Source organism: Caulobacter sp. GW456-12-1-14-TSB4 (assembly GCF_059424195.1).
The window spans coordinates 1-15590 of sequence record NZ_JBWKZF010000053.1 but is presented as its reverse complement, the minus strand read 5'-3'; the positions used below and the strand labels follow the sequence as shown (position 1 = coordinate 15590).

The 15590-nt window shown below is 69.0% G+C and carries 19 protein-coding genes; 6 read left to right on the top strand and 13 right to left on the bottom strand.

Going from position 1 to position 15590, the window contains the following annotated elements; all coding sequences use genetic code 11:
• Together AC07YH_RS25960 and AC07YH_RS25955 are read right to left on the bottom strand one after the other, a co-directional pair.
• Positions 1 to 401 (bottom strand): site-specific integrase (locus tag AC07YH_RS25960; protein ID WP_494749779.1); only part of this gene is annotated, 401 nt, incomplete at its 3' end.
• A gap of 13 nt (positions 402 to 414) precedes the next feature.
• Positions 415 to 1881: a hypothetical protein gene (locus AC07YH_RS25955; RefSeq protein WP_494749778.1), complete on the bottom strand. Its 1467-nt coding sequence runs from the start codon at positions 1879 to 1881 to the stop codon at positions 415 to 417.
• A gap of 78 nt (positions 1882 to 1959) precedes the next feature.
• Between AC07YH_RS25955 and AC07YH_RS25950 the strand changes: the two genes are divergently transcribed.
• Both AC07YH_RS25950 and aroB read left to right on the top strand, forming a co-directional pair.
• On the top strand, positions 1960 to 2514 hold the full coding sequence (locus AC07YH_RS25950) for a shikimate kinase (protein ID WP_494749777.1): 555 nt from the start codon (positions 1960 to 1962) through the stop codon (positions 2512 to 2514).
• 9 nt (positions 2515 to 2523) lie between these two features.
• Entirely contained in the window at positions 2524 to 3636 is a 1113-nt protein-coding gene (gene aroB / locus AC07YH_RS25945) for a 3-dehydroquinate synthase (RefSeq protein ID WP_494749776.1), read from the top strand.
• 194 nt (positions 3637 to 3830) lie between these two features.
• Here aroB and AC07YH_RS25940 read toward each other — a convergent pair whose 3' ends face one another.
• The 3 genes from AC07YH_RS25940 to AC07YH_RS25930 all read right to left on the bottom strand — a co-directional run bounded on the left by AC07YH_RS25940 (position 3831) and on the right by AC07YH_RS25930 (position 5767).
• Positions 3831 to 4229, bottom strand: coding sequence for a lysozyme inhibitor LprI family protein (locus AC07YH_RS25940; RefSeq protein ID WP_494749775.1), 399 nt, complete (start codon positions 4227 to 4229; stop codon positions 3831 to 3833).
• A gap of 41 nt (positions 4230 to 4270) precedes the next feature.
• Entirely contained in the window at positions 4271 to 4702 is a 432-nt protein-coding gene (locus AC07YH_RS25935) for a carboxymuconolactone decarboxylase family protein (protein WP_494749774.1), read from the bottom strand.
• A 102-nt stretch (positions 4703 to 4804) separates the two neighbouring features.
• Positions 4805 to 5767 (bottom strand): acetyl-CoA carboxylase carboxyltransferase subunit alpha, encoded by a 963-nt coding sequence (locus AC07YH_RS25930; RefSeq protein ID WP_494623551.1) that lies wholly within the window; start codon positions 5765 to 5767, stop codon positions 4805 to 4807.
• Positions 5768 to 6054: 287 nt separating this feature from the next.
• On the opposite strand from AC07YH_RS25930, the gene AC07YH_RS25925 reads away from it, so the two are divergent.
• From AC07YH_RS25925 to AC07YH_RS25915, 3 genes are all read left to right on the top strand, one after another.
• On the top strand, positions 6055 to 6255 hold the full coding sequence (locus AC07YH_RS25925) for a hypothetical protein (RefSeq protein ID WP_494623549.1): 201 nt from the start codon (positions 6055 to 6057) through the stop codon (positions 6253 to 6255).
• A 101-nt stretch (positions 6256 to 6356) separates the two neighbouring features.
• Positions 6357 to 7733 carry a cytochrome P450 gene (locus AC07YH_RS25920; protein ID WP_494749773.1) on the top strand — a complete coding sequence of 459 codons (1377 nt, stop codon included), beginning with the start codon at positions 6357 to 6359 and terminating at the stop codon, positions 7731 to 7733.
• Between the two features lie 71 nt (positions 7734 to 7804).
• Positions 7805 to 8227, top strand: coding sequence for an OsmC family protein (locus tag AC07YH_RS25915; protein ID WP_494749772.1), 423 nt, complete (start codon positions 7805 to 7807; stop codon positions 8225 to 8227).
• A gap of 149 nt (positions 8228 to 8376) precedes the next feature.
• Here AC07YH_RS25915 and AC07YH_RS25910 read toward each other — a convergent pair whose 3' ends face one another.
• From AC07YH_RS25910 to AC07YH_RS25895, 4 genes are all read right to left on the bottom strand, one after another.
• Complete coding sequence (locus AC07YH_RS25910) at positions 8377 to 9426, bottom strand: HpcH/HpaI aldolase/citrate lyase family protein (protein WP_494749771.1); 1050 nt, start codon at positions 9424 to 9426, stop codon at positions 8377 to 8379.
• Between the two features lie 173 nt (positions 9427 to 9599).
• Positions 9600 to 10631, bottom strand: a complete 1032-nt coding sequence (locus AC07YH_RS25905) for a mechanosensitive ion channel family protein (RefSeq protein WP_494749770.1) — start codon at positions 10629 to 10631, stop codon at positions 9600 to 9602.
• A gap of 33 nt (positions 10632 to 10664) precedes the next feature.
• Positions 10665 to 11093 (bottom strand): hypothetical protein, encoded by a 429-nt coding sequence (locus AC07YH_RS25900; RefSeq protein ID WP_494749769.1) that lies wholly within the window; start codon positions 11091 to 11093, stop codon positions 10665 to 10667.
• 82 nt (positions 11094 to 11175) lie between these two features.
• Positions 11176 to 12174 carry an aldo/keto reductase gene (locus AC07YH_RS25895; protein WP_494749768.1) on the bottom strand — a complete coding sequence of 333 codons (999 nt, stop codon included), beginning with the start codon at positions 12172 to 12174 and terminating at the stop codon, positions 11176 to 11178.
• A gap of 182 nt (positions 12175 to 12356) precedes the next feature.
• Here AC07YH_RS25895 and AC07YH_RS25890 point away from each other — a divergent pair, with 182 nt between their 5' ends.
• A complete protein-coding gene (locus tag AC07YH_RS25890) occupies positions 12357 to 12839 on the top strand; it encodes a VOC family protein (protein ID WP_494749767.1) in 483 nt (160 codons plus the stop codon).
• Between the two features lie 121 nt (positions 12840 to 12960).
• Here AC07YH_RS25890 and AC07YH_RS25885 read toward each other — a convergent pair whose 3' ends face one another.
• The 4 genes from AC07YH_RS25885 to AC07YH_RS25870 all read right to left on the bottom strand — a co-directional run.
• Positions 12961 to 13620 carry a hypothetical protein gene (locus AC07YH_RS25885; protein WP_494749766.1) on the bottom strand — a complete coding sequence of 220 codons (660 nt, stop codon included), beginning with the start codon at positions 13618 to 13620 and terminating at the stop codon, positions 12961 to 12963.
• A gap of 91 nt (positions 13621 to 13711) precedes the next feature.
• Positions 13712 to 14605 carry a CPBP family intramembrane glutamic endopeptidase gene (locus tag AC07YH_RS25880; RefSeq protein WP_494749765.1) on the bottom strand — a complete coding sequence of 298 codons (894 nt, stop codon included), beginning with the start codon at positions 14603 to 14605 and terminating at the stop codon, positions 13712 to 13714.
• Positions 14606 to 14659: 54 nt separating this feature from the next.
• Positions 14660 to 14881 (bottom strand): alkylphosphonate utilization protein, encoded by a 222-nt coding sequence (locus AC07YH_RS25875; protein ID WP_291871567.1) that lies wholly within the window; start codon positions 14879 to 14881, stop codon positions 14660 to 14662.
• 112 nt (positions 14882 to 14993) lie between these two features.
• A partial coding sequence (locus AC07YH_RS25870; protein ID WP_494749764.1) for a tyrosine-type recombinase/integrase occupies positions 14994 to 15590 on the bottom strand: 597 nt, incomplete at its 5' end.

Genomic DNA, 15590 nt, shown 5'->3' with positions numbered 1-15590 from the left:
CCCTGCGCCCCGTCCTTGGCCGTCGCGGCGGCCAGCAGGCGCTCGATCTCCTCGCGCTCCAGCACCTTGGGCAGCGGTCGGCCGGCCTTGGGCGCGGCGACGCGGCGGGAGGGGTCGTCGGTGCGCCAGGTCTCGCCCAGCACGAAGCGGTAGAACTGACGCACGGCCGAGCGGCGACGGGCGGCGGTGGCCGGCGACAGGCCCCGCGCGCCGAGGTCCTGGAAATAGGCCTCGATGGTCTCGGCGTCGGCGTCGTCCAGGTCGTGGCCCGTGCGCCCGAGGAAGCCGCGAGCGTCCTCCAGGTCCTTGCCGTAGGCGGTCAGGGTGTTGCGGGCCGCGGCGCGCTCGACGGCCATCATCTCCAGGAAGGCGTCGACCCAGCCCGCGCCCTTACTACTCATTGGAGGGGGCCACTCATTTCACGAAGGCCAGGCCCAGGATGCCTTCCACGACGATGGCGCGGGCGTCGGCGGTCAGGCCGGCGCGGTTCAGGGCGCGGGCGATGCGGGCGCGGTCGACGGGCTGCGGGCCGGCCGCGCCGGCGTCCAGGGCGATCGACAGGGCCAAGAGGCCCGCCTCGCCCTTGCGCTTGGCGGTCCCGGCGTCTTCCAGCACCTGCGTCCGCGCGGCCGAGGCGGCGGGCTTGGGAAGGTCGAAGGCGGCGAACTGCGTGCGCGCATCGGCGTCCATGGTCCCGCCCAGGCTGGACAGCAGCACAACGGCCGGCTGGGCCGGCGACTTCGCACCGCCCGAGGCGCCGCGCGCCACGAGGGCGCCCAGCACCTGGTTGTCGACCTTGCCCGAGGCGGCTGCGATCAACGCGTCGAGGATGGCCAGGTCGGCTGGACCAGCGCCGGGAATGCTGTCCTGCACCAGGTGCCCACGGATGGCCTGGGCGCTGGCGACATCGCTGGCCGCGACGGCCGCGCGGGCCATCAGCACCGGGTCCTGCAAGGGCGCGCCGGCGGCGGCCAGGGCGGCGATCGAGGCGGCCGAGGCGCGCGCGGCCTCGACGAAGGCCGGCACGGTCTTGGCCTGGCGCAGGAACGCCAGGTCCGAGGCCTCCTGCGCCGTCAGGTCCGCGCCCGACGACACGCCGGCCAGGTCGCCGCCGGCGGGCTTCAGCACGGGCTTCAGGGCCGGCGAGGCCGAGGCGATGGCGGCGGCCGATTGCAAATCCAGGTTCAGGCGGCGCGACAGGGCGTAATTGACGCCGTTCTTCAGGTTGGCCGCGCCCGGCGCCGTACCGGCCAGCGCCGCGCCCATCAGCCGGGCGTAGTCGGCGTCCTTCGTGGCATTCTGGGCCAGCTGGAAGGTCAGCTGGGCGGCGTCGTTCTGGCCGGCCTTCAGCTGGCAGAAGGCCCTTAAGCGAAGCCAGTAGGCCGCGCCGCGATCGACGGTCAGGGCGTCCTGCGTGCGGCAGGCCTTGTCGTCGTCGCCGGTGATCAGGGCCGCCTCGGCCGTGGCCAGCGACAGCGGGGCGTTGCCCGGCGCGCCGGTCGCGCGGTCGAGGATGGCGTTGGCGCCCTTGGCCTCGCCCAGCGCCACCAGGGCCATGCCCCGCGCGGCGCCCATGTCGATATTGTCGCCCACGCCCGCCGGGCCGTTGGCGCCGGTGGAGAGCAGGCGCTTGGCGAGGCTCGCGAAGGCCGGCGACAGCGGCTTGGCCCCGGCCAGCTTCGGCACGACGTCGCGCATGATGTCGGGCGCGGTGTCCTTCCACAGATCACCGCCGATGCCGGTGTCGGCCACGGGACTGGAGAAGTAGTCGGGCGCGGCCAGGCTCTTGACCTTGACCTCCTCCTGAGCGGCGACAAAGACCGGCGTGAGCAGGAGCGCGGAGACCGCGACGGCTTGCGAGAGACGCTTCGAAAGGACCATGGACCGGTTATGACGCATCACGGAGTTCTCGCAAACTTGGCGGTTTGGCCAAGCCTCGTGTAAACCCGCGACCGCATCATGACCGCCACCGTCCTTTCCCCTGAAGAACTCGCCCCGCTGCGCCAGCGCACGATCGTGCTGGTCGGGCTGATGGGCGTCGGCAAATCCAGCGTCGGACGGCGCCTGGCGAACTTTCTCGAATTGCCGTTCCGCGACGCCGACAACGAGGTCGAGGCCGCCGCCGGCCGCTCGATCTCCGAGATTTTCGCCGACCTGGGCGAGTCGGCCTTCCGCGACGGCGAGCGCCGGGTGATCGGCCGCCTGCTGGACGAGCCGCCGCACGTGCTGGCCACCGGCGGCGGGGCGTTCGTCAATCCCGAGACCCGCGCCCTGATCAACGCCAAGGCCGTGTCGGTCTGGCTGAAAGCCGATGTCGAGCTCTTGGCCCGCCGGGTCTCGCGCAAGGACAACCGGCCGCTGGTGCGCGGCAAGGACCCGGTCCAGGTGCTGACCGAGTTGGCCAAGGTCCGCAATCCCGCCTATGCCGAGGCCCAGGTCCACGTCCAGACCGGCGACACGCCGCACGGGGTGGCGGTCGACGCCATCCTGACCGCCCTGCGCGCCCACCAGTAGGAGCTTCCCATGATCCGCACCGTTCCCGTCGGCCTGGGCGAGCGCGCCTATGACGTGGTCATCGGTCCGGGCCTGATCGACCAGGCCGGCGCGCGGATCGCTCCGGTGCTGGGCAAGCGCAAGCGCGTGGCCATCGTCACCGACAGCAATGTCGGCGAGCACCACGGCGAGCGCCTGGCGGTCTCTTTGGAAAAGGCCGGCGTCGCGGTCGATGTCATCACCATCCCGCCCGGCGAGGAGAGCAAGAGCTTCGAAGGTCTGCAGGACCTCTCCGACCGCCTGCTGGCCCTGGGCCTGGAGCGCGGCGACCAGATCGTGGCGTTCGGCGGCGGGGTCGTGGGTGATCTGGCCGGCTTCGCGGCGGCGATCTACAAGCGCGGCATCGACTTCGTGCAGGTCCCGACCACCCTGCTGGCCCAGGTCGACAGCTCGGTCGGCGGCAAGACCGCCATCGACACCCCGCGCGGCAAGAATCTGATCGGCGCCTTCCACCAGCCGCGCCTCGTCCTGGCCGACCTCGACGTCCTGGCCACCCTGCCCGCCCGTGAGCTGGCCTGCGGCTATGCCGAGATCGTCAAGTACGGCCTGCTGGGCGACTTCGCCTTCTTCGAGTGGCTGGAAACCAACGTCGCCAAGGTCCTGGAGCGCGACGTCGACGCCCTGGTCCGCGCGGTCGGCCGCTCGGTGGAGATGAAGGCCGAGATCGTCGAGGAGGACGAGAAGGAAGCCGGTCGCCGCGCCCTGCTGAACCTCGGCCACACCTTCGGCCACGCGATCGAGGCCGAGATGGGCTTTGGCGACGCCCTGAAGCACGGCGAGGCGGTGGGCGTGGGCATGGCCCAGGCGTTCCGGTTCTCGGTGCGGCAGGGCCTGTGCCCGAGCCAGGATGCGGTCCGCGCCGTGGCGGCGATCAAGGCGGCGGGGCTGCCGACGACGATGGTGGATGTGCGGGCGGAGCCCTTCAACGCCGACGCCCTGGTCGCCCATTGCGGCCAGGACAAGAAGGCCGAGGGCGGCAAGCTGACCTTCGTGCTGGTGCGCGGCATCGGCGACGCGTTCGTGGCGAAGGACGTGGATAGGGAAGCGCTGAAAGCGTTCTTGATCGAGGAAGGCGCGGTCTAGCGGCTAGATCCTCCCCCGCGTTGCGGGGGAGGTGTCGGCGGAGCCGACGGAGGGGGCGAGCTGGATCGAGGCCGCGCTGGGCCCCCCCCCCCCCCCCCGCCCCCCCCCCCCCCCCCCCCCGCGCGGCCTATGCCCAGATGCCCCCTCAGTCGCTCCGCGACAGCTCCCCCAGCGGGGGAGCAGCTTCCTAGAGCTCACTGCTCGCCCTGGAACGCGTCCAGATCGTCGGCGCGCTCGGCGGTGCGGTCCAGCACGCAGCTGTTGGCCGTGATGCGGCTCAGCGTGCCCCAGGCCTCGTCGTAGCGGCTGGCGCAGTCGGCGTCGCGGAAGGCGATCCAGGCGCGCTGGGCCTTGGTGAGGGCCGCCTTCTGGCGCGGCAGGGTCATGCGCTTCTGGGCGGCCTGGTAGGCGCGGTTCAGGCGGGCGTCCTGGATCTTCAGCTCGGCGCCGATGCAATCGATCATGCCGGCGGTGCTCTGGCCAGACGGCGCGGCCAGGCACTTCTGATATCCGGGCGTGAACTTCGGCTCGGCGTGGACAGCGGAAGCGGCCACGCCGGCCAACAGCAGGGCGGCGGCGAAGAGACGGATCATCTGGAACTCCACAGGACGGGGCCCTTCGCCGCCGCACCTGTCTAATGGCTCGAAACGCCCAGGCGGTTCCAGAGGTTGATCATGGCGACGATGGTCGTCAGGGCGCTGGCCTGCTGGTCGGTCCAGTGCTCGCGCAGGGCGGCGCGCAGCGGGGCGAAGCCTTCCGGCTGCGGCAGGCGGGTCAGGGCCTCGGCCCAGGCCAGGGCGGCCTTCTCGGCGGCGGAGAAGTCCTCGACGTGGCGCCAGACGACCAGACGGTCGAGGCGCTCATTGGTCTCGCCGTCCTGACGCGCCTCGTGGCTGTGCATCTTCACGCAGTAGGCGCAGTCGTTCAGCTGCGAGACGCGCAGATAGATCAGGTGCTTCAGGCCCGACGGAATGCCCGCCGTTCGGATGGCCATCTCGGCGGCAAGGAAGGCCTTGTAGACCTCGGGAACGTTCTGGTCGTGGCGGAAGGCGGCGGTGTCGCCCATGGTCGTAAGCTCCGTTCGGGGCCTGGAAGTGGCCCTTCGGAAGCTAGGACGAGACAACGGCGGCGGATGTGACGCCGCCGCCGCGAATTTTCTGCTGAAGCCCTACTGCAGGCCCGTGCGACCGATGGCGTAGAAGCGCTCGGCGCGCTGCTTCTTCAGCTGGGCGGCGCTCATCTGGGCCATGGCCTTCAGCTCGTCCTCGACCGCGTCGCCGACGGCCTGGATGGCCACGTCGCTGTTGGAGTGGGCGCCGCCGGCTGGCTCTTCGATGATGCGGTCGACGATGCCCAGCTTGATCAGGTCCTGGGCGGTGATGCGCATGTTGGTGGCCGCGTCCTTGGCCCGGGCGCCGTCGCGCCACAGGATCGAGGCCGCGCCTTCCGGCGAGATCACCGAATAGATCGAGTGCTCCAGGATCAGCACGCGGTTGGCGCCGGCGAGGGCGATGGCCCCGCCGCTGCCGCCTTCGCCGACGATGGTGGCGACCATCGGGACTTCCAGGGTCAGGCAGCGTTCCGTCGAGCGGGCGATGGCCTCGGCCTGGCCGCGCTCCTCGGCGCCGAGGCCCGGATAGGCGCCGGCGGTGTCGACGAAGGTGATGACCGGCAGGCTGAAGCGCTCGGCCATGTCCATCAGGCGCACGGCCTTACGGTAGCCTTCCGGGCGGGCCATGCCGAAGTTGTGCTTCAGGCGCGTGGTGGTGTCGTGGCCCTTCTCGTGGCCCATCACCACGACCGGCTGGCCGCGGAAGCGACCCAGGCCCCCGACGATCGCCTGGTCGTCAGCGAACTTGCGGTCGCCGCGCAGCTCGACGAACTCGTCGATCAGACCCGCGACATAATCACGCAGGTGAGGCCGCTGCGGATGCCGCGCGACCATCGTCTTCTGCCACGCGTCGAGGTTGGCGTAGGCCTCCTTGCGCAGCTCCTGCGCGCGGTCTCGGAGGGCTTGAATCTCGAGGTCGAACGCACCCGGTCCAGCGGTCTCGGAGAGCTTGCTCAGCTCCTCGATTTTGCTTTCCAGGTCAGCGATTGGGCGTTCGAAATCGAGATAATGGGCGGCCATGGACTCTTAAACGTCGCCGTTGAGGAAAGGGTGCGAACCTAGTGGCGGAATCCCTCAAGGGAAAGGGGCCAGATTCAGGCCGGGAACCGTCATGAATCAGCCGGGTTTTATCCACAGGCTCGAAGGTGCGGTTCACAGGTGAGTCTCGAATCGAGACTCTCTGCTCTGGTGAATCGCGACATAGAGTCCTATGTTCTTATGTAGCAGGTCGCGGAAGACGACTTGCGCCCCCGCGGCCCCCGCCATCGAACGTGCGCGGCCCCGCCTGTAGAGAGCGCGTAGTGCCCATGCAGGTGTTTACCTTTTTCTGCGTCGAGTCCGATGGCTCGGTTCCGCGTTTCGACGTCACGCCCTGCGCCGACGACTCTGCGGCGCGCGCGAGAGCTTTCGAACTACTGGACATGCACCGCCGCTGTGACTTCGTCGAAGTCTGGCGCGGGTCGCAGCGGGTGTTCGACATCTCGCCGCTTCGGGCCGTGGCCGCTTAGTTTTCTTCAAGCGATGAATTATTGCATCGCAACCTGAGCGCGCCTAAGCTCCGCTTCCGGTAGGGATCCAAAAGGGGTCCCGCATACCGGAAGGCCGCCTCATGGACACGACTGTCCTTTCCGCGCCGCTCATTCCTCCCGCGCCGAAGATCCATGCGAGTCCGCTGGGCGTCACCCCACTGGGCCAGTTCCGCGTCGCCTGGGAGATGGGCCGCAGCCTGATCGGAGCGTATTGCGAGGAGGACTATGAGAGCCTCGCCGCGCCCTACCTGTTCATGGGCCAGCCGGGCCTGTTCCTCAACGACCCCGCTGGCGCGCGCCACGTCCTGACCTCGCCCAAGTACATGCGGCCGGTGAAGGCCGCCCGCTCGCTCAAGCCCCTGGTCGGCGAGGGCGTGCTGATGTCCGAGGGCGAGACCTGGCGGCGGCAGCGCAAGAGCCTGGCCCCTGTCTTCACCCCCGCCGCGACCGGCGGCCTGCTGCCCCACTTCGTCGCCGCCGGCGCGGGGCTGGTCGAGGCGCTGGAGGGCCGGGGTCGCGCCAACCTCGCCCAGGATTTCCACCGCGCCACACTGGACGCTGTGCTGCGCGCCCTGTTCTCGCGCCGGGCCGACGCCGAGGGCGCAGTGCTGGCCGACCTGGCCCGCCGCTACATGGAAGGCCCGGCGCACTTCAAGCTCTTCGACTTCATGGCCAAGGGCGCCGACGACCTGACCTTCCTGGACGGCGACCGGCGGCGGATGGGCGCGCAGTGGTTCAAGGCGGTCGACGCTCTGATCGAGGAGCGGCGGACGAACCCGCACGCCGAGGTGCTCGACATGCTCGACCGCCTGCTGGCCGCCCGCAACGAGGACGGCTCGCCCCTGCCCGACCAGGAAATCCGCGACCAGTGCAGCTCGATGCTGGCCGCCGGCTTCGAGACCACCTCGCGGCTGCTGTTCTGGGCGACCTACCTGCTGGCGCTCGATCCGGCGACCCAGGACCGCGTGCGGGCCGAGGTCATCGCCTTCCCGGCCGAGCGGGTGACCAGCCTGGACGACCTCAAGGCCTGGCCGCTGCTGCGCTCGGTGCTGTTCGAGACCCTGCGGCTCTACCCGACCGCCCCGATGATCGCCCGCCAGGCGCAGGAGGCCGACGTGGTCGCGGGCTGCGAGGTCGTCCCGGGCTGCATGGTCACCATCAGCCCGTGGGTCATGCACCGGCACCGCAAGCTGTGGGAGGCCCCGACCGCCTTCCGTCCCGACCGCTTCATCGACCACGCCCATCCGTGGAGCATCGAGGCCTTCATGCCGTTCGGCGCGGGGCCGCGCGTCTGCATCGGGGCGGGCTTCGCCCTGGCCGAGGCGCAGATCGTGCTGGCCGGCGTGCTGGCGCGGTTCAAGGTGGCGATGGCCAGCGACCGGCCGGTGATCCCCCGCGCGTCGATCACGCTCGGGCCGGACCACGAGCCGGACTTCGTGCTGACGCCCACCGCGTAAACGTCCAAGCGCGGCCTTGCCGGACGGACTAGGAAGGACGAGTTTCCACGCGTTGTTTTGAGGATCCCGCCATGACCGAAGCCCCCACCCGCCCGTTCGCCACCGCCACGGACACCGGCACCGGGGTGCTGCAGACCTTCGTCACGGCCGGCCCCTCGACCATCGTCGCCGACATCTCGGTGGCGCAAGGCGGCCTGGACCTGGGCCCGGACCCGCACGAACTGGTCGCCGCGGGCCTGGCGGCCTGCACCAGCCAGACCCTGCGGCTCTACGCCAACCGCAAGAACTGGGACATCAGCGCCATGCACGTCGAGGTGTTCTCGCACTTCGACACCGGCGTGACCCCGCCCGAGCGCTTCGAGCGGGTGATCACGATCGAGGGCAATCTGAACGAGGAACAGCGCGAGCGGCTGTTCGAGATCGCGGACCGGTGCCCGATCCATCGGTTGCTGACGACGGGGGCGCGGGTTGTGACGACGGTGGGGGGCGAGTAGCTCAGCACAGACCCCCACCTGACCGCTACGCGGTCTGTCCGCCCCCAAGCGGGGCGGAGAAGCAAGCGCCTCCGTCGTGGGGCCTTTCTCTCCTCCCCCTTTTGGGGGAGGGGGACCGCCGGAACGGCGGTGGAGGGGCCAGTGCCGCCCTAAAGCCCGTACAGCCCCGCGTACTCCGCATCCTTCCCCGCGATCTGCCGCGCGCAATCGACCATCACCTTGGCCTGCTTCCAGGTGGCGTCGTCCTGCATCTTGCCGTCGATCATCGCCACGCCCGTCCCATCCGGCATGGCCTCGAGAATACGCCGCGCGAAGGCCACCTCGGCCGGGTCCGGACTGAACACCCTTTTCGCGATCTCGATCTGGCTGGGATGCAGGCTCCACGCCCCAGCACACCCCATCAGGAACGCGTTCCTGAACTGCTGCTCGCAGGCCACCGGATCGTCGATCGCCCCGAACGGGCCGTAGAACGGCTTGATGCCGTGGGCCGCGCAGGCGTCGACCATCTTGGCGAAGGTGTAGTGCCAGAGGTCCTGCTGCACCGAGGCGCGCGGCGATCCATCCGTATGCGGATCCTCAACCACCCGATAGCCCGGATGTCCGCCGCCGACTCGGGTGGTCTTCATCGCCCGGCTCGCCGCCAGGTCCGCAGGACCCAGCGAAATCCCCTGCATCCGAGGGCTGGCCGCCGCGATGGCCTCGACGTTCATCACGCCTTCGGCCGTCTCCAGGATGGCGTGCAGCAGGATCGGCCGGGTCACCCCATGCTTGGCCTCCAGCGAGGCCAGGAGCTGGTCCATGTAGAAGATGTCCCACGGCCCCTCGACCTTGGGGACCATGATCACGTCGATCTTGTCGCCGGCCTTCTCGACGATGGTGGCCACCTCATCCAGGTGCCAGGGCGAGTTCAGGCAGTTGATCCGGACCCAGAACCCGACGCCCAGGGCCTTGAAGTCGACCTCGCGCGACATCGCCACCAGCCCGGCCAGGGCCGCGCCCTTGGCGTCGGCGGGAATGGCGTCCTCGAGATTGGCCAGGATGACATCGACGGTCGGGGCGATCTCGGCGACCTTGGCGCGGACCTTGTCCAGGTGCGGCGGCACGAAGTGGATCATCCGCTCGACGCGGGCGGGGAGTTCCCGATAGGGCGTCGGCGCGCCGATCGCCAAGGGTTTGAAAAAGCCGCGCGCGGTTTTCATTTGGTCTTTCTCCCCGTCCCTCGACACCGCTCATCCCCGCGAAAGCGGGGACCCAAGCAGAGCCGACCGAGGACGCGCCTGATCTTCAGCTTGGTTCCCCGCTTTCGCGGGGATGAGCGGAACTAGGGTTATTTTCGCAGTTGCGAAAAGACTGCTGCGACGCGGAAGTCAGGTCAAGTCTTCGCGGTCGGCGGCGGAGTCGGCGGGTTCGGCATCTCTTCCGGGTCCACGCGCTCCAGATCGGCGGCGGCGTCGTTGCTGGAGCCGGGCTTGGCCACCTTGGCGGCCTTGCGGCGGCGTGCGGCGGGTTCCAGCTTGAGGCTGGTGAGGGCGTCCTCACCCTCTTCGCCGAACAGGCCGCGCACACGGATGTCGCGCTGCGGATAGGGGATTTCGATCCCCGCCCCGCGCAAAGCATCGTCGATCAGCCAGGTATAGGCCGCATAGATCGCCGCCGGCCGGCGCACGGCCTCGACGGTCGGCCAGACCACCAGCTCGAACTTCAGGCTGCTCTCGCCATAGCCGACCAGCCAGACCTGGGCGCGGCGCACGGCGTCGTCGGGCGAGGTGTAGGGCGCGGCCTTGGCGGCCTTCAGCACCGCGTCGCGCACCTTGGTCTTGTCGGCCCCGAAGGCGGCGACGAACGGCACCCGCAGGCGGCGGTTGGTGTTGCGCAGGGTCCAGTTGATCACCTGGTCGTTCACCAGCACCGAGTTGGGCACGATGATGTCGGTGCTGTCGTTGGTGCGGATGCGGGTAGCGCGCGGGCCGATCTCGTGGACCACGCCGCGCCCGCCATTGGGCAGCTCGACGAAATCGCCCACCGCCACCAGCCGCTCGAACACCAGACTGACGCCCGAGGCGAAGTCCTTGATGATGCCTTGCAGGCCGAGGCCCACACCGACGCCCACGGCGCCGGCGAACACCGCCAGCGAGGTCAGGTCCAGCCCCATGGTCGACAGGCCCACCGTCACCCCGATGACCACCAGGCCGTAGGTCAGGACCTTCTCGACGATGTAGAGCGAGGCCGCGTCGCCGGCCGCTCGCTCGCGGAGCCTGCGCAGACCGGCCGCGCTCAGCCGAGCGGCGAACAGGGCGACGGCCACGATCAGCAGCCCGGCGGCGAGGCCTCCGACGGTCACGGACGCCTTGCCCAGCTTCAGGAGTTCGAAGGAATCGAGCGTGCGGAGCGGGTTGGCGGCCATGGGGTGAAATGTTGTAGGCGACGGCGGCGCTAATCAAGCACTAGGGCAAAAACCCTCGAGCACAGCGCTTCCTTCCCGCTGCTCCAGCATTCGTGAGATCGCTCGGCTAAAGTGCTCCAGCTGCGGATAATGGGCCAGGAAATCGGTCGTCAGCCGCCGGCTAGGTTCAAGATAGTCCGCCACCGTAACGACCACCCCAATCTCGCCGCGTGCATTGGCCTGGACGAAGGCGAGCGCGATCCTCAGATCGTCGCCTTTCATATGATTGAAACCTCGCCTGAACGTCACCGGCTCCAGCGGAAATTTCAACAAGGCGACGGACAACTCCTCCAAGTCCTGCCACTGGACCCACATCGCCCCGGCGCCTGCGAATCCAGCAGCGTCGACGGCGACGGTCAGGCGGCCGAAACTCTCGTCCGGATCGCTGTCATATTCGTAGGTCAGGGATAGTTTCGCCAACATGGCGTGATCCCTATCATCACCCTCGATGAGCGTCAGTCCGGCATGTCCGACTTTTGCCGGACATGCCGTGTCACTGCTTTGATTACCGCCCCACCATCGCCATGCCGGCCGCCGTATACCGGTCGCCCTCGATCGCCGTCTCCGGCACCGCCGCCGCGATCCGCGTCAGGTCGTCGGCCGACAGCGTCACGTCCACCGCGCCGATGTTCTCCTCCAGCCGCGCGATCTTGGTCGTGCCCGGGATCGGGGCGATGTTTTCGCCCTGGTGCAGGATCCACGACAGCGCCAGCTGGGCGGCCGTGACGCCCTTCTCGCCAGCGATCTGGGTCAGGGCCTCGACCAGGCCGAGGTTCTTGGCCAGGGCGTCGCCCCGGAAGCGCGGCAGGTTGCGGCGGAAGTCGTTGTCGGCCAGATCGCTCTTCAGCGACCCGGTCAGGAAGCCCCGGCCCAGCGGGCTGTAGGGGACGAGGCCAATGCCCAGCTCGCGCAGGGTCGGCAGGATCTCGGCCTCCAGCTCGCGGAACCACAGCGAATATTCGCTCTGCAGGGCCGCGACCGGCTGCACCGCGTGGGCCTTGCGGATGGTCGCCGCGCCGGCTTCGGAGAGGCCGAAATGCTTGACCTTGCCCTCGGCGATCAGGTCCTTGACCGTGCCGGCCACGTCCTCGATCGGCACGTTCGGATCGACGCGGTGCTGGTAGAACAGGTCGATGGTCTCGATGCCCAGGCGCTTCAGCGAGGCCTCGGCCACGGCGCGGATGTGCTCGGGGCGGCTGTCGGTGCCGCGCATGCGGCTGAAGCCCTCGCCCGTGCCTTCCGGCGCGATGTCGAAGCCGAACTTGGTGGCGATCACGACCTTGTCACGGAAGGGCTTGAGGCCCGCGCCGACCAGGATCTCGTTCTCGTAGGGGCCGTAGACCTCGGCGGTGTCGAAGAAGGTCACGCCCAGCTCGACGGCCTTGGCCAGCACCTTGTGGGCGTCGCCGGCTTCGAGCGCGGTGCCGTAGACCTGGCCCATGCCCATGCAGCCGAGACCGATGGCCGAGACCTCGAGGCCGTAGCCGAGTTTGCGCGTCTTCATGGGAAAGCTCCTTGCTGTGGGGTGAGCATGAAGATGGGCTCCGGGCGCGGCAAGCCCAGGGCCATCGCGCCGATGTGGAGGATCAGGCAATCTTCCCGTCGCGACAGCCAATCTTTCTTTCAACCGATGTCGGAACGGCTGTCGTCCAACCGTCCTAGGCTCACGACAACGGAGGAAACCCCATGCCCAAGATCACGCCGTTCCTGTGGTTCGACCACCAGGCCGAGGACGCCGCCAAGCTCTATGTCGCGACCTTCCCGAACTCGAAGATCAACCACGTCGCCCGCTATCCCGCCGACGGCCAGGACGGCGGCGAGACCGGCAAGGTGATGATCGTCCAGTTCGAGATCGACGGCCAGAAGGTCACGGCCATGAACGCCGGCCCGACCTTCAAGCTGACCGAGGCGTTCTCGTTCGTCATCGACTGCGACGGCCAGGACGAGGTCGACCACTACTGGAACGCCCTGACGGCCAATGGCGGCCAGGAGAGCCAGTGCGGCTGGCTGAAGGACCCCTTCGGCCTGTCGTGGCAGGTGACGCCCAAGCAGCTGATCCAGGCGACCACCAGCCCCGACCGCGAGGCGGCCGGCCGCGCGTTCCAGGCGATGATGACCATGAAGAAGATCGACGTCGCGGCGATCGAGCGGGCGTTCCGGGGGGAGTGAAGGCGTGAATCTGCTCCCCTTCTGGGGGAGCTGTCGCGGAGCGACTGAGGGGGCTTCCCCGTAGAGGCCGCGCTGCCCCCTCCGGCCCTCCGGGCCACCTCCCCCAGAGGGGGAGGAGAGTTCAGGCCGCCAGCTTCATCAAGCTCCCCGGCGGCATGTCGCGCCGGATCTGCTGATCCAAATCCTCGGTCATCTGGTCGAGGTCCTTCAGCCCCTCCTCGGCATCCTTGACCTCGTCGGAGCGTTCGAACTTGCCCGGCTGGGTCAGGACGCCCTTGGTCTTGGCGGTCTGCAGCTCGTCCTTCAGCGCCTTGCTGAGGTCGCGGACGCTCTTGATGAAGTCCATGTCGCCGCTGGCCTCGGTCTTGGCCTGGTCTTCCAGGTCCTGGCGGGCGCTGGCCTGCTGGTCGGGGGTCAGGGAGGCGTCGGGCGCGGCGGCGAAGTCGGCCTTGAACAGCTCGCCGGCGTCCTTGGCCGCCTTGCCGTAGTCCTTGACCGCGCCCTGCAGCTCCTTGGCCACGGCGGCCAGCGCCTTGGCCATGGCCTTGGGGTCGCCCGCATAGAGCTTCTTCAGCATCTTCATCTTGTCGATGACCTGCTGCAGCTTGGCCCGGGCGCGGCCTTTGGCGTCGCCGATCTGGGTCTTGCGGTTGGCGCGCATGTCGCTCTTCAGGCGATCCAGCGCCTCGGCCTCGGGGCTCTTCTTCGCCGCCGGGACGTCGTCCTTCGACGCCTCCGGAGCGACCAGCCCAATCGTCTTGCCGTAAGCGGCCAGGACCATCGGTCCCGCCTGCCCCGCCGCGCTCACCATGGCTTTCAGCCCCGTCCGGTCTTCTGACCTCTCGGGACCAGCCTAACGCGGCGAGGTTAAGCTACGCCTTCTTCGAAAACTGCCCGGCGCGCCAGGCCATCCAGGTGACGACCAGGCCGACGATCGTGCAGACGATCAGGGCCGGGGCCGAGGCCTCCGGACCGAACGGGCCGCCGGTCAGCCACTCGGGCTTGAGCGGACGCGCCACGCTGTTGGCCATGGCCGGACCGAAATTGCCGCCCGACACCGCCGCGCCGAAGACGTACCCTTGCGTGAAGTTCCAGGCCGCGTGGACGCCGATCGACATCCATAGACGCCCGGTCAGGGCGTAGAAGGCGCCCAACATGATGCCGGCCTCCAGGGCGATGGCGATCGCCGCGAACACCGTGGCGTTGGGATTGCCGATGTGGCCAAAGCCGAACAGGGCGGCCGAGACGGCGAAGGCGACCCACGGACCGAACGCCCGCCAGACCAGGCGCAGCAGGACGGCGCGGATCATCAGCTCCTCGACCACGCCCGACTGCACGGCGTTGCCCAGCGCGATCCAGGCGGGCGCGGCGCTTAAGGTCTTGATGTCGTAGAGGCCGCCGACGGCCATGATCCCCATCACGGCCGCGAACATCGCGGCCCCGAGGGCCAGGCCCGCGAGCAGCTGCGGCAGCAGCGGCTTCAAGGCCAGCTCGGAAGCCTTGCGCCCCTCGGCCAGCCAGACGGCCAGGCCATAGACGCAGAGCCCGATCACCGAGCCGGCGATATGGGCAAACAGCTGGCCCGGCCCGAAGGTCTTGGGCCACAGCTTGCCCAGCGCTTCGGCGCTGGTGAACGCCGTCAGGGCGACCAGGAAGAACAGGCCGACGGCCCAGGCCAGGGCGCGCAGCCAGCGCAGTTTGCCCGGATGCAGGAAGCGATGCTCGCCCAGCTCGACCGGATATACCCAGTCCGACGTCTTGATCATGGAAAGTCCCCCGAAACGCCTCGCAGATAAGGCGACTCGCGGAGGACCTACAACTTACGCCTTCTTCACGAACTCGGTGCGCAGCACGAGCCCTTTGACCTTGTCGACATTGGCTTCGATCTCGTCGGGGTCGCCGGTCAGGCGGATCTTCTTGACCACCGTGCCGCGCTTTAGGGTCACGCCGCCCGAGCCCTTGACCTTGAGGTCCTTGATCAGGGTGACGGTGTCGCCGTCGGCCAGCAGGGTTCCGTTGGAGTCGCGGGTCTCTTCGCTCATGGGCGCCTCTCGGATCGGGCGGCCACACGGCAAACCCGTAAAAACTGTGTGGGCTTTCCCTAAGGCTTTCCCCGCCGACGTCAACGCGGCGGCGGCGATTTATCTCGCGAGCCTATGTCTTCTTCCGCCCCAGCGGATGCTTGGTCTGGACGACATGCGCCAAGTGCTCGCCGGCCACGTGGGTGTAGATCTGGGTCGTGGCGATATCGGCGTGGCCAAGCAGGGTCTGGATGACTCTCAGGTCGGCGCCGCCTTCCAGCAGGTGGGTGGCGAAGGCGTGGCGCAGCACATGCGGGCTGACCTTCTCGCGGTCGATCCCGGCGGCGAGGGCGGCGTCTTCCAGCAGCTGGCCGACGCGGCGGGCAGTCAGGCGGCCGGACGCGCCACGCGAGGGGAACAGCCACGGACTGTCCTTCGCCCCCTTTGGCAGGAAGCTCGGCCGCTCGACGAGATAGGCCTTCACGGCGGTGCGGGCCGCGTCGTTCAGGGGCGCGAGCCGCTCCTTGCCGCCCTTCCCTTTGACGATCAGGTAGCTCGGATCGCGCGCCAGGGCCGACAGCGGCAGGGCTAGCAACTCCGAAATCCGCAGGCCCGAGGCGTAGATCAGCTCGATGATACAGGTCAGGCGCAGACCCTGCGCCCCGTCCTTGGCCGTCGCGGCGGCCAGCAGGCGCTCGATCTCCTCGCGCTCCAGCACCTTGGGCAGCGG